The sequence below is a fragment of the Olleya sp. Ti.3.14 genome, from assembly GCF_038154885.1.
Lineage (GTDB): Bacteria > Bacteroidota > Bacteroidia > Flavobacteriales > Flavobacteriaceae > Olleya.
On sequence record NZ_JBAKAO010000001.1, the window covers coordinates 252414 to 264748 of the forward strand.

17 protein-coding genes are annotated in these 12335 nt (G+C 31.2%); 5 read left to right on the top strand and 12 right to left on the bottom strand.

Annotated elements, in window-relative coordinates:
• The first annotated feature begins 78 nt into the window (after nt 1-78).
• Complete coding sequence (locus V6251_RS01130) at nt 79-495, top strand: glyoxalase (protein WP_341586620.1); 417 nt, start codon at nt 79-81, stop codon at nt 493-495.
• Between the two features lie 8 nt (nt 496-503).
• The gene (locus tag V6251_RS01135) at nt 504-950 is read left to right on the top strand and encodes a hypothetical protein (protein ID WP_341586621.1); all 447 of its coding nucleotides are present in this window, start codon (nt 504-506) and stop codon (nt 948-950) included.
• Here the strand turns inward: V6251_RS01135 and V6251_RS01140 are convergent.
• The 7 genes from V6251_RS01140 to V6251_RS01170 form a co-directional block, all read right to left on the bottom strand.
• Nucleotides 947-1618 (bottom strand): DUF2461 domain-containing protein, encoded by a 672-nt coding sequence (locus V6251_RS01140; RefSeq protein WP_341586622.1) that lies wholly within the window; start codon nt 1616-1618, stop codon nt 947-949. The genes V6251_RS01135 and V6251_RS01140 overlap by 4 nt on opposite strands.
• 125 nt (nt 1619-1743) lie before the next feature.
• Complete coding sequence (locus V6251_RS01145; RefSeq protein WP_191098705.1) at nt 1744-1884, bottom strand: hypothetical protein; 141 nt, start codon at nt 1882-1884, stop codon at nt 1744-1746.
• Between the two features lie 23 nt (nt 1885-1907).
• A complete protein-coding gene (locus V6251_RS01150; protein WP_341586623.1) occupies nt 1908-2108 on the bottom strand; it encodes a hypothetical protein in 201 nt (66 codons plus the stop codon).
• Between the two features lie 101 nt (nt 2109-2209).
• Nucleotides 2210-2362: a DUF1328 family protein gene (locus tag V6251_RS01155; RefSeq protein ID WP_028282108.1), complete on the bottom strand. Its 153-nt coding sequence runs from the start codon at nt 2360-2362 to the stop codon at nt 2210-2212.
• A 48-nt stretch (nt 2363-2410) separates the two neighbouring features.
• Complete coding sequence (locus V6251_RS01160; RefSeq protein WP_341586624.1) at nt 2411-3316, bottom strand: mechanosensitive ion channel family protein; 906 nt, start codon at nt 3314-3316, stop codon at nt 2411-2413.
• 47 nt (nt 3317-3363) lie between these two features.
• A complete protein-coding gene (locus V6251_RS01165) occupies nt 3364-3867 on the bottom strand; it encodes a Dps family protein (RefSeq protein ID WP_341586625.1) in 504 nt (167 codons plus the stop codon).
• Between the two features lie 176 nt (nt 3868-4043).
• The gene (locus V6251_RS01170) at nt 4044-4823 is read right to left on the bottom strand and encodes a tRNA pseudouridine synthase A (RefSeq protein WP_445933608.1); all 780 of its coding nucleotides are present in this window, start codon (nt 4821-4823) and stop codon (nt 4044-4046) included.
• Nucleotides 4824-4914: 91 nt separating this feature from the next.
• Between V6251_RS01170 and V6251_RS01175 the strand changes: the two genes are divergently transcribed.
• The 3 genes from V6251_RS01175 (at nt 4915) to V6251_RS01185 (ending at nt 7531) form a co-directional block, all read left to right on the top strand.
• Nucleotides 4915-5331, top strand: coding sequence for a hypothetical protein (locus V6251_RS01175; RefSeq protein WP_292945228.1), 417 nt, complete (start codon nt 4915-4917; stop codon nt 5329-5331).
• Between the two features lie 62 nt (nt 5332-5393).
• Nucleotides 5394-6191: a LytTR family DNA-binding domain-containing protein gene (locus V6251_RS01180; protein WP_341586626.1), complete on the top strand. Its 798-nt coding sequence runs from the start codon at nt 5394-5396 to the stop codon at nt 6189-6191.
• Between the two features lie 95 nt (nt 6192-6286).
• A complete protein-coding gene (locus V6251_RS01185; protein WP_341586627.1) occupies nt 6287-7531 on the top strand; it encodes a hypothetical protein in 1245 nt (414 codons plus the stop codon).
• Nucleotides 7532-7630: 99 nt separating this feature from the next.
• Here V6251_RS01185 and hisIE read toward each other — a convergent pair whose 3' ends face one another.
• The 5 genes from hisIE to hisB all read right to left on the bottom strand — a co-directional run bounded on the left by hisIE (nt 7631) and on the right by hisB (nt 12329).
• Nucleotides 7631-8233, bottom strand: a complete 603-nt coding sequence (gene hisIE, locus V6251_RS01190) for a bifunctional phosphoribosyl-AMP cyclohydrolase/phosphoribosyl-ATP diphosphatase HisIE (protein WP_341587161.1) — start codon at nt 8231-8233, stop codon at nt 7631-7633.
• Between the two features lie 605 nt (nt 8234-8838).
• Nucleotides 8839-9594 (bottom strand): imidazole glycerol phosphate synthase subunit HisF, encoded by a 756-nt coding sequence (hisF, locus tag V6251_RS01195; protein ID WP_341586628.1) that lies wholly within the window; start codon nt 9592-9594, stop codon nt 8839-8841.
• A 132-nt stretch (nt 9595-9726) separates the two neighbouring features.
• Nucleotides 9727-10461, bottom strand: a complete 735-nt coding sequence (hisA, locus tag V6251_RS01200) for a 1-(5-phosphoribosyl)-5-[(5-phosphoribosylamino)methylideneamino]imidazole-4-carboxamide isomerase (RefSeq protein ID WP_341586629.1) — start codon at nt 10459-10461, stop codon at nt 9727-9729.
• A gap of 92 nt (nt 10462-10553) precedes the next feature.
• Entirely contained in the window at nt 10554-11135 is a 582-nt protein-coding gene (gene hisH / locus V6251_RS01205; protein WP_341586630.1) for an imidazole glycerol phosphate synthase subunit HisH, read from the bottom strand.
• 54 nt (nt 11136-11189) lie between these two features.
• Nucleotides 11190-12329 (bottom strand): bifunctional histidinol-phosphatase/imidazoleglycerol-phosphate dehydratase HisB, encoded by a 1140-nt coding sequence (hisB, locus tag V6251_RS01210; RefSeq protein ID WP_341586631.1) that lies wholly within the window; start codon nt 12327-12329, stop codon nt 11190-11192.
• Between the last annotated feature and the right edge of the window lie 6 nt (nt 12330-12335).

Sequence of the window (12335 nt, forward strand, 5' to 3'; positions counted from 1 at the left end):
ACAACACAGTTAAAAAGTAAATTTAACTATACCATCATTAGTCTTTATTATCGATATTTTTAATAAAACTTAAATATTATGACTACCAGAGACACACAATTACTAGCTATCAGACCCATAATTAAAAGTATTATCATTAGTCAAAATATGAGCGATGAGGAGCGTTTCCAGAACATAACCCTAAGACCAATTATAAAATTACAAAACGAATTATTTATTCAAGTTTTTAGAAATTATATAGCTAAACATAAAAATGTATTTTATCAATTAACCATTGAAAAACGTTTAAATTATATTGAAAATGCTGTCCATAAAGACATCAAATTTAGAAATAGTATAAAAGGAATGATAATTGGTCAATTTACTACAGAAGAATATGAAAAATATATTCTAAATTCGTCCGCTTTAAATAAACGAATGATGTCCATTGTAAAACAGCGTTTGCAAAGTAATATTCAGCTATTTGAAAAACCAAAAATACTAAAAGCAGTTTAATATAACCTATGACAATAAAACAACAACTTCTGCAAATTTGTAACGAACAGGTAGGAAAACGCATTACAGATTACAAAAACGAAATAGACTTAATTAAAGAGTCTATTGAAAGTAATGATAAAGGTAGCTCTGATGATGATGATTCTGGAAACGGTAAACTTTTAAATGATTTAGAAAAAAATATGGGCTATCTAAACGATGCTAGAAAAACCCAAGATTATTTAAAATTAGTAAAAGCTAATTTATTAAGCACTAGTGCTGCTTTAGGAAGCTTAGTTAAGACAGACAGTCTTCACTTTTTTATATCCATTAGTGCTGGTAAAATCCAAATTGATAATCAAGATTATTATGCCATTTCATTACAATCACCTATTGGACAATTATTAAAACAAAAGTCTGCAGGTGACATTTTTGAATTTAATGGTACCAAATATACGGTTACAGAAGTTGCTTAGTCTTGTATTAAAGACACACCATTTAAGTCTGTAGTTAATACATCACTCATATAATCAAAAAAGGGTCTAATGGTTTTAAAATAGTCATTGACCTTTTGAGCAAAGTCTTCTGAGATGACTTCTGCGTCTGTAAATTGTATAGAAAATATGTATTGCTTTTTCTTAATTAAATCAATAGCTTCATGATCTTTGTCAAAATTTCTTGGAGCTGTTTTTAGTTCGTCACCTTTTAGTGTTCCCCAAACAGATTTAAATTTTGAATCATTAATGATTGATTTAATCTCATTATCATCCATTTCAAATTCTTTTCTTATTCTTAATAAATCCTCTTTGCTAGGATCCCAAAAACCGCAAGCAATAAAATTATTTCCTGGTTGTATTTGCACATAGTATCCACCTCTTAATCTTGGTTTAACACGATGAAATGTACCTCCAAAATTATTTTTGTAAGGCAATTTATTTTTAGAAAAACGGACGTCTCTATAAATCCTAAACAGCTTCATTTTATCAAGTTCATCATGCACTTGCATTTTTGAATATATGTCATTAAAAACCAATTTAGTTGCTTTTAACGCCTTGTCATACTCTGGTTTGTTATCTGCAAACCATTCGCGATTATTATTTTTTTCTAATTTTTTAAGAAACTCTATTGCTAGTTTAATGCTCATAAATTTGTGATATGGTTTAAAAATACAAAAGTCCTAAATTTAATTAGGACTTTTGTTGCTATTAATCAAATACGTTTAAAATATATTAATTAATTTTTTCTTTTTCTTAGCTATTCTTTTTTGTTTTAATCTACTGCATCTTCTACATCGTCCGCAACGTTTTCTACTGCGTCTTCAACTTTTTCTCCTGTAGATTCTTCTCTACATCCTGTTAATAGTAATGATACTGAAAATAACAAGATAAATGTGTGAGCTAGTTTTTTCATTGTTTTGGTTGTTAGTGGTTATTTTATTCTTCTATTTCTTCAATTTCATCTTCTACATCATCCATAGCATCATCAACATCATCCGAGGCGTCCTCTAGGTTGTCGTCTATGTCATCTATAGTTTCTTCAACTTTTTCTTCAGTCGTTTTGTTTTCTTCTCTACATCCCGTTACAGCTATTGAAAGCGAAAATAGGATTAGAAATGTATATAAAAGTTTTTTCATTGTTTTTGGTTTTAACGGTTTAATAAACTAATCAGCTTACTTATTTTTGCTTAAAATATTAGTTTAAAAGCTGATTAGTTCTTATTAGTTTGTTATTAGATTTAAGCTTTTTTTAATAGTGTCAATACAAATAACACTAAAAAAATGAAGAATAATACTTTAGCAATTCCTGCAGATGCTCCTGCTATTCCACCAAATCCTAAGATTCCAGCGATAATTGCGATAATAATAAATGTGATTGTCCAACGTAACATAATTTTTGGTTTTTTAATGATTAATATTTAATTAAAGGCGCTTTGCTTTTAATTATTTGAAAATGAATTCTCGGTTTCTTTAGGCGCATCAAATGATAATTTATTATCAAATTGAAGAGTCCTAATTGGAAATGGTATATTTATATTTTCTTTATCGTAAGCTTTCTTTATTTCAATAATAGCTTTACTTTTTGATCTCATTTTTTCTAGAGCGTTTTCTGCATCTATCCAAAATCTACATAAGTAATTAATAGAGCTTCCTCCATATTCTGTATAGTAAAACTCAACATCTTCTGGTTTTTCTATTTGATCAAATGTGTCACAAATGGTTTGTTTAGTTAATTGTTCTACATGATCTAAATCAGACTCATACCCTACGCCACATTCTAGAAAAACTCTCATTTTAGTAGTTAGTGTGTAGTTTTTCATTGGGTTATCCAAAATCATCTTATTTGGTATGATGACCATGTTGTTATCCGCTTCTTTAATAGTAAAGTCTTTTAAATTTATGTCAATAACTTCTCCAGAATACCCATTAGTTTCTACCCAATGTCCTATTTGTATTTTCTTTCTAAATGATAATACAATACCAGCAAATGTGTTAGATAATGTACCTTGCAATGCTAATCCTATTGCTAAACCTGCCACACCAGCACCTGCCAATAATGAGGTTAAAGTTTTACTTAAGTTTAGGATACCTAAGGCTAAAAACAGTCCTGCTAGCACTACAACTACTGATGATAGACTACCTATCATGTTTGTAATTGAGTTTTGCTGAATTTTTCTAGACACTAATTTTGTCACATATTTGTTTACATATTTAGCTATAAAATATGCTGCAATTAAGACTATAATGGCTAAAATTAGATTTGGAATGTTTGATACAATCGCGTTAAACCAAGATTCTAACTTATCGATTAGTAAATTGTATGCTTCTGATAATTGAGATTTCATAATATTTTGTTTAGTTAATAAAGTTTTAATAGCATTAAAACCTGTGTTTAACTATTGGTAACTACTTTTTTTAATTGATCTGAAGTGTTTTTTGACCAAGCATTTAACATCCAACTTGATTTTTCTAATTCTCTAATATATGCTCCAATTAAGTCAATTGTACCTTCATCTCCTGCATCTTCAGCTTTACTAAGTACTTGAGACATTTGTGCTAACATGGTTTTGTGGTCGTTAAGCAACTCCTCTATCATTTCCTGATCAGTTATTAGGCTTGACGCTTCAGATAGTGACGATATTTTTAAGTAATCACTAAACTTACTTACAGGATGATGTCTTAATGTTAAAATGCGTTCTGCAATTTCATCTACTTTAAGCTTAGCTTCATTATACATGTTTTCAAACTTTTCGTGTAAGTCAAAAAAGTTTTTTCCTAATACATTCCAATGGAAGCTTCTTAATTTTTGATAGTATATATTATAATCTGCTAATAATGTGTTTAACTCTACAACTACAGGTAGTAATTTCTCATCTTGCATATTCAAATAATTCATGTGTTCTGTTTTTAGTGTTGTTAATTTCTTTGATACAAAGATGCAACACTAATCAAGCTGACATGTTATATGATTTTTTAAGAATGTTATAGAATTTCAATAAACACCTTTAAAGAGTGGTGTTTTCTTAATAAAAAAGTGTTAAAACGTAAAAATCACAACGAATTTGATAAATTTTATTCAAATTCGATATCCTTTAAAATTAACCCAGAAGCAGGTGCTATATAATGGTTATTACCTTTAAAATCTGGTCTTAAACTAGCTTCAATATCCTCTAAAGTACGTTTACCTTGACCAACTTCAATCAATGCTCCCATCATTAAACGGATTTGATTTCGCATAAACCCTTTCCCTTTTACACGTAGAATGTAACTTTGTTCTGGAAAAAAGCTTGCTGTATACATAGTATTTTCTACAATTTCGCATTTTAAAATGGTCCTGTTATATATACCATTATCTGTTGGTCTGTAACAATAGTGTTTTAAAAAGTGCTCACCTTCAAACAGTCTAGCCGCTTGTTTCATTGACTCTATATCTAAAGGATCTAAAATTGTAGTTAAAATTGGTGCACAAAACGGATGAAATTTACCTCCAAATGCAAAGACGTATAAATATTCTTTAATTTTTGAATGTTGTATAATATTAAATGTACTATCAACCTCCTTTATTGTTAAAGCACGTAAATCTTGCGGTAAGTTATAATTAAATAAAGCTAAAAAGTCGTCAAAATCTGCAATAGGCTCTTCTAAAAACAATTCAAAAGCAGCATTTTCTGCACTAACCATAGCATCTGTACGACCAGACGTTAAAGTTTTAAATTTCTTTTTATCTAAAATAAAATTTAAAGTACGATCAATCATTAAATGTAAAGTCTTAAGGTTAGGCTGTTTTTGCCAACCATGAAACCTATACCCTAAATATTGAATTGTAATGACGTAGAAATACTTTTTTTGCATGATAATTTATGAATGCCGAAAATACTGCTTTGTAATCATTTCGCAAAAATTTTATACCTTGAAACCTTAATAACTAACTAAAACTAACTTTATGACAAATGTAACCTCACAAAAACCACCTATGTGGTTTTTAGTAATTAGCATTATTGCCTTAATATGGAACCTTTTAGGCGTATTTGCTTACATAGGGCAATCTATGATGACTGACGAAGTATTAGAACAACTACCAAAAGCTGAACAGGAGATGTATGCAAACTTACCTTCTTGGTATATTGGTGCTTTTGCAATAGCTGTTTTTGCTGGAGCAATTGGAAGCTTAGCTTTGGTGATAAGAAAAAAATGGGCTTTTCATGTTTTATTAATTTCGTTAATTGCAGCACTAGCACAAATGTATTACTTAGTATTTGTACTAAAAATGGCTAATGCAATGACACCAATGATAGTGATTGTTGGAATGGCTTTAGTATGGCTAGCCAATCATGCAACTAAAAAAGGATGGATATCTTAAACCTAATCAATACACACAAAAGCATCAATTATGTAATTGATGCTTTTTAATTTTTTTTTAATTTGAATTTAAAATATCCCTTCGACCCTTATTTAAAACACCACGTTATTATTGGGTTTGGTCTTGCTTTATGGATTTTTTTATTTTTATTTATTACTGAGCCTTTAGACATAAGCGAACTTAATACCACAGAAAAACTAAAGTACCTACCTTTTTATAGTCTGATTGCGACGCTATCATACTTACTATTTTTACCGCTACAAAATTACATTTATAAACAGTCGCAAAATAATTGGTTATTAAAACACGAAATACTGTTTTTATTAAGCCTGTCTGTTGTTTCTCTTATTTTAGCTAGATCTTATTATTTATATGTTGTAGTCGCTGGTCAAGCCAATCCACATACTTTAGGCTATATGCTCATATCACTTTTACTACCTGCATTAGCTATTATTTTACCAATTATAATTATTGGTCGTTTTGCTTTTGGAAAATATTTTGAAAAAAAATTAGAGGATAAAAAAATTGAGATTAAAGGTGAAGGTAATTATGAAAGTTTAAAGCTTCATTTAAACGATTTAATTACAGTACAATCTTCAGATAATTATATTGAGGTTTTTTATATTTCTGGTTCTATTCTTAAAAAAAGTTTGATCAGGAATAAATTATCTACTATCGAAACTACTTTTTCAGAATTACAACGCACACATCGCTCTTTCATTATTAATCCTTATCATTTTCAGTCTTGGAAAACCGAAAAAGGCAAACACTTTTTAGTGCTATCGCACAACATAGAAGTGCCAATATCCAAAACTTATTTAGAAGCTATTAAAAGTGCTTTAAATTTCGCCACAGCATAACGGTATTTCACCCCAAACCCTTATTATAATTGATTTTTATTTGATTTGAAATATATCTTTGCTTCAGAAAGTTTAATCAATAAAAACCCGTTACAATGAAAAATTTCACATTAATTTTAGTTCTTTTTTTAACTTCTATTCAGCTTACTTTTTCTCAAACCGAAACTTGCGACTGTAAAACCGATTTAGATTTTATTGTTGAAAAAATAAAAGCAATGCCTTCTTTTAAAACACAAATTAAAGGTGAAAAAGCAACCGAATTTGAAAAGACCTACACCAACTTATCTAACCAAATGAACCAGCCCATTTTAATAGAGGACTGCTATAAAATGTTATTACAACAAATGGTTTTAGTTAATGATGTGCATGCCTCATTAAGCTATATTAAAACACCAATTAACAAGGAGATTTTAAACGACACTTTAAAACTAAATGACTTTAAAGCTAGTAATGTTTTTAAAAATCACCCAAAATCAGAATATAATCTAAACGATTTGGAGGCTGAATTATCTAAAAAAAATGAACAAGAATTGGAAGGTGTTTATAATTATGGGGTCGATCTTAAAATTGGAATTTACCAACAAAAAGATAGTGACACCTTAGTAGGTGTTGTTTTAAAAAGCAATCTAAAACAATGGGATGCTGGACAAATAATAGTTTATGCTACCCATACCGCAGAACTAAAATATAATCTGTTTTACTACAACCCAAGCACTAGAACTCCTGGTTTTGTTAAAAGCATTTCTTTTGAAAATGGAAGACTTTGGATATATAAAAAAACAACTAATACTAATAACGAAGAATTACCTATAAAAGACCAATCTAATTGGGAGTTTAGACAATTAACACCAGATACTCAATACTTGTATTTTGGTAACTTTAGTTCATTTAGTAAATCTAATCGAAAAGCATTTAAAGATTTTTACGCTAAAGCGAAAAAAGAGCTAACTGCAACAAATGTAATTGTGGATTTAAGAAGTAATGCTGGCGGAAACAGTAAACTATCTGATCCCTTTTTAAAATTATTAAAAAAGAAGAATGTGTATATTTTAACCAATTGCTTTACAGGAAGTAATGGCGAGCAATTTACTTTAAAACTAAAAGCACTTAAAAACGTAAAACATTTAGGACAGACAACTCGCGGTATTATTGCTTACGGAATGAATTATGGGTACAATTACAATACACCTTCTGGAAATTTTAATATTACGCCAACAGATATGGATTTTAACGAGTATTTAGCTTATGAAGGAAAAGGTGTCACTCCAGAACTTGCTTTAGATTTTGGTAGAGATTGGCTAGAGCAAACATTAGCAATAATAAAAAACACATCTAAGTAATAATACATAACGGTTTTACGTGGTTCTAATGCACGATTAAACTTTCTATTTTATCATTAGATAAACTGTCGCTAAAAAATTAGCGACAGTTTTATATATTTATTTCTTCTCTCTTCCTTTTAAAACATTCACAACATCATTAAGCTTAAACCCTTTTGCTTGCAATAACATTAAATAATGAAACAGTAAATCTGCACTTTCACTTAAAAATAAATCGTCTTTATTATCCATTGCTTCAATAACAACTTCTACCGCTTCTTCACCAACTTTTTGTGCTACTTTATTAATTCCTGAAGCAAATAACGACGCTACATAAGATTTCTCTGTGTTACCCGCTGCCACTCTACTTTCAATAGTGTTTTCTAATTTTGAAATAAAACCGAAATTTTCAGAATTAGTGTCGTTCCAACACGTATCAGATCCTTTGTGACACGTTGGTCCTTTGGGATTGACTTGTATTAATAAGGTGTCGTTGTCACAATCTAGCTTTACATCAACTAAGTTTAATACGTTACCACTTTCTTCTCCTTTAGTCCACAAACGGTTTTTTGTGCGACTAAAAAAAGTAACCAATTTAGTCTCTTTAGTTTTATTGAAAGCTTCTTCATTCATGTAACCCAACATCAATACGTTTTTTGTTGTGGCATCTTGAATTATTGCTGGTACTAAACCGTCATTGTTTTTGTTGAAATCTATAGTCATCTTGTTATGTATTGGTATTGCTAAATACATTGTGTGTTTTTTAGCAATATTTTCTTAATTATGCGATACTGAAACAAGTTCAGTATGACGTTGCGATTATTTCTGCGTCGTCAGTTCGAGTGAAATTGCTTGTTCTGCAATTTTGTATCGAGAACTTATTTTGTTGTGCTTCTCGATACAATTTGCTCATGCTTCACAAATCACTCGAAGTGACGCAATGTCGTTTGCTCTGTTTTTATTGGTGCAAACTACATTTTTATGTTTTACTTTATGTGATACTGAAACAAGTTCAGTATGACGTTGCGATTATTTCTATGTCGTCAGTTCGAGTGAAATTGCTTGTTCTTCAATTTTGTATCGCGAACCTTTTTTGTTGCGCTTCTCGATACAATTTGCTCATGCTTTACAAAGCACTCGAAGTGACGTTATGTTTTCTTTGCTCTGTTTTTTTTGGAACAAACTTCCCTATTCTGCTTTACTTTATATGATACTGAAACAAGTTCAGTATGACGTTGCTATTATTACTTTGTCTGCCGTCTTACATTCGTCTTTTTCTGTTATTGTCTTCTAATAACCTCTCGACTGCGCTCGAGGAGACACATCTATTATAATCGTACTTCTATATTATTTTCTCGTAATGCTTCTTTTAAATCTTGTATTGCTATTTCTCCAAAATGAAAAACACTTGCAGCCAAAGCTGCGTCAGATTTACCATCTTTAAAAGTGTCTACAAAATGTTGTACTGTTCCCGCGCCTCCTGAAGCTATTATCGGAATATTTAATGTTTCTGATAACTTTGCTAATGCTTCATTTGCAAAACCAGCTTTTGTTCCATCGTTATTCATAGATGTAAACAAAATCTCTCCTGCCCCTCTACTCTCAACTTCTTTTGCCCAATCAAATAAATTTAACTCGGTTGGAATACTTCCACCAGCCAAATGTACAATCCATTCGCCATCAATTTGTTTAGCATCAATAGCAACCACAACACACTGACTCCCAAACTTATTGGCCAATTCGTTAACTAATTCTGGTCTTTTTACTGCTGAAGAATTGATAGATACTTTATCAGCACCAGATTTTAATAACACATCAACATCTGCGATTGAAGAAATACCTCCTCCAACTGTAAACGGAATATTAACATGTTCTGCTACTTTTAAAACCATATCAATCATGGTTTTTCGGCCTTCTAGTGTCGCTGAAATATCCAAAAACACTAATTCGTCTGCACCTTTTAATGCGTATTGCTTCGCTAATTCCACAGGATCTCCTGCATCACGTAGGTTTACAAAATTGACACCTTTAACGGTTCTTCCGTCTTTGATGTCTAAGCATGGTATGATTCGTTTTGTAAGCATATTTATGTCCTCGAAATCAAGGATTATTATTAATTATTATACTACTATATTTTATTTTAGAGACACTTCGACTGCGGTCAGTGTGACGTCAAAATTGTAATTTTCAATGCCACAATAGCACTCTAATCACTATTATAAAAAGCGTTCTAATTCTTTTAAAGTAATTCTGTTTTCATACAATGCTTTTCCTATAATTACACCTTCACATCCAATCTCTGCAAGCTTTTCTAAGTCTGCTATAGTTGTTACTCCTCCTGAAGCAATTAATTTAACCGACTGACCAGAACTGTCATTACTGCATTGTTCAATAATATTTTTATACAATTCTATAGAAGGTCCTTCCAACATGCCATCTTTAGAAATATCCGTACAAACCACATATTGTATGCCTTGTTTTTGGTAATCTTTTATAAACGGAATAACTTCCAAGCTACTCTCCTCTAGCCAACCACTAATTGCTATTTTCTCATTATTGCAATCTGCACCAAGAATTATTTTTTGAGAACCATACTTACGGATCCAACCTTCAAATGCATCTCTGTTTTTAACAGCTATACTTCCTCCTGTAATTTGTTTTGCTCCAGAGTTAAAAGCTGTTATAATATCGTTATCAGACTTTAAACCACCTCCAAAATCGATTTTAAGATTGGTTTTAGATGCGACTTGCTCTAAGACTTTATAATTAACCACATGAGATGCTTTTGCACCTTCTAAGTCAACCATATGCAAGTATTCTATTCCTGCATCTTCAAATTGTTTAGCGATTTCTAATGGGTTTTCACTATAGATTTTAGTTGTACTATAATCTCCTTTTGTCAAACGTACACACTTCCCTTCTATAATGTCTATTGCTGGTATTATTCTCATATTTCTAGCCCACAAAGTGGGAATTTATTTTTTGATTACTATTAGTTTAAATTGAATCCTTGTGACTACGCTCAAGGTGACACCATTGTGGTTTACAACTCAATAAAATTCTTTAATATCTGTTCTCCTTCAGTACTACTCTTTTCAGGGTGAAATTGCACACCATAAAAATTATTGTGTTGCAAAGCTGAAGCAAAGTCTATACTATAAGTAGTAGTTGCGATACTTTCTTTACAGTTTTCGGCATAAAAACTATGTACAGAATACATAAACGCTTCATTTTTGACATCCTTAAACAAATCAGACTTTAGATTTGCAATAGTATTCCATCCCATTTGTGGCACTTTAACCGAGTTGTCAAAACGCTTAACAGCCACATCAAAAATACCTAAACCTTCTGTATTGCCTTCTTCAGACGATCTACACATTAATTGCATCCCTAAGCAAATTCCTAATACAGGCTGCGTTAACGTCGGAATCAACACGTCCAAACCACTTGCTTTTAGCATATCCATTGCTGAGCTAGCCTCTCCAACTCCTGGGAAAATCACTTTATCTGCTGCTTTAATTTCTTCAGGAATATTAGATAATATAGCGTCATACCCTAAGCGTTTAAACGCAAATTGTATGCTTTTTATATTTCCTGCTCCGTAATCTATAATTACTAGTTTCATATTTTGGCTTTTCGTTTTTCGCTATCAGCAAATGGCTAACAGCTAATAGCTGATTTACAACATCCCTTTTGTTGATGGTAAAAACATTTTGTTAGAATCACGTTTTACTGCCATTTTCATAGCTTTTGCAAATGCTTTAAAAATACCTTCTATTTTGTGGTGCTCATTTGTACCTTCTGCTTTAATATTCAAATTACATTTTGCACCATCTGTAAACGACTTAAACAGGTGGAAAAACATTTCGGTTGGCATGTCTCCAATCTTTTCACGCTTAAAATCAGCTTCCCATTCCAACCAGTTTCTACCACCAAAATCAACTGCAACTTGCGCTAAACAGTCATCCATTGGTAAACAAAAACCATAACGCTCGATACCTAATTTATTACCTAAAGCTTTATTAAACAACTCCCCTAAAGCAATCATCGTGTCTTCTATCGTGTGGTGCTCGTCTACTTCTAAATCGCCTTCTACTTTAATAGTTAAATCCATTGCGCCATGACGACCAATTTGGTCTAGCATGTGGTCAAAAAAGGATAAACCAGTATCAATATCATTTTTTCCAGAACCATCTAAATTTAATTTGATATAAATCTTAGTCTCGTTAGTGTTTCTAGTAATTTCTTGAACACGATCTTCTAATTTTAAAAACTCATAGATTGCTTCCCAATCTGTACTAGTCAATGCTATACAATCAAAAATAGCTTGTTTTGATGTTTCAATTTCATCAGCTCCTAATTCTGGATCTTCAGACAAAAAGATACCTTTAGCGCCTAAATTTTTAGCCAATTCCATGTCCGTAATACGGTCTCCTAAAACAAAACTATTTGCTAAATCATACTTTTCTTGATCAAAATACTTGGTCAATAAGCCTGTTCTAGGCTTACGTGTCTCTGCATTTTCATGCGGAAATGTTTTATCAATAAAAACATCACTAAAAACAACGCCTTCCTTTTCAAAAGCAGTCATCACTTTATTTTGTGCAGGCCAAAAGGTATCTTCAGGAAATGAATCTGTTCCTAAACCATCCTGATTAGTAACCATTACCAGTTCGTAATCCAATTCTGAAGCTATTTTAGCCATATATTGAAACACTTTTGGGTAATACTCTAACTTCTCTAAACTATCCAATTGATAATCTACAGGTGGCTCTAATACCAATGTTCCGTCTCTGTCTATGAATAATACTTTTTTCATGTGCTA

What these genes read in the sequence shown, in the direction of transcription:
- V6251_RS01155 (WP_028282108.1), bottom strand. Translation starts at nt 2,362, where the DNA reads ATGTTACGTTGGACAATCACATTTATTATTATCGCAATTATCGCTGGA.
- V6251_RS01140 (WP_341586622.1), bottom strand. Translation starts at nt 1,618, where the DNA reads ATGAGCATTAAACTAGCAATAGAGTTTCTTAAAAAATTAGAAAAAAAT.
- V6251_RS01170 (WP_445933608.1), bottom strand. Translation starts at nt 4,823, where the DNA reads ATGCAAAAAAAGTATTTCTACGTCATTACAATTCAATATTTAGGGTAT.
- V6251_RS01165 (WP_341586625.1), bottom strand. Translation starts at nt 3,867, where the DNA reads ATGAATTATTTGAATATGCAAGATGAGAAATTACTACCTGTAGTTGTA.
- V6251_RS01150 (WP_341586623.1), bottom strand. Translation starts at nt 2,108, where the DNA reads ATGAAAAAACTTTTATATACATTTCTAATCCTATTTTCGCTTTCAATA.
- V6251_RS01145 (WP_191098705.1), bottom strand. Translation starts at nt 1,884, where the DNA reads ATGAAAAAACTAGCTCACACATTTATCTTGTTATTTTCAGTATCATTA.
- V6251_RS01130 (WP_341586620.1), top strand. Translation starts at nt 79, where the DNA reads ATGACTACCAGAGACACACAATTACTAGCTATCAGACCCATAATTAAA.
- hisB (WP_341586631.1), bottom strand. Translation starts at nt 12,329, where the DNA reads ATGAAAAAAGTATTATTCATAGACAGAGACGGAACATTGGTATTAGAG.
- hisF (WP_341586628.1), bottom strand. Translation starts at nt 9,594, where the DNA reads ATGCTTACAAAACGAATCATACCATGCTTAGACATCAAAGACGGAAGA.
- V6251_RS01135 (WP_341586621.1), top strand. Translation starts at nt 504, where the DNA reads ATGACAATAAAACAACAACTTCTGCAAATTTGTAACGAACAGGTAGGA.
- hisH (WP_341586630.1), bottom strand. Translation starts at nt 11,135, where the DNA reads ATGAAACTAGTAATTATAGATTACGGAGCAGGAAATATAAAAAGCATA.
- hisIE (WP_341587161.1), bottom strand. Translation starts at nt 8,233, where the DNA reads ATGACTATAGATTTCAACAAAAACAATGACGGTTTAGTACCAGCAATA.
- V6251_RS01185 (WP_341586627.1), top strand. Translation starts at nt 6,287, where the DNA reads ATGAAAAATTTCACATTAATTTTAGTTCTTTTTTTAACTTCTATTCAG.
- hisA (WP_341586629.1), bottom strand. Translation starts at nt 10,461, where the DNA reads ATGAGAATAATACCAGCAATAGACATTATAGAAGGGAAGTGTGTACGT.
- V6251_RS01160 (WP_341586624.1), bottom strand. Translation starts at nt 3,316, where the DNA reads ATGAAATCTCAATTATCAGAAGCATACAATTTACTAATCGATAAGTTA.
- V6251_RS01175 (WP_292945228.1), top strand. Translation starts at nt 4,915, where the DNA reads ATGACAAATGTAACCTCACAAAAACCACCTATGTGGTTTTTAGTAATT.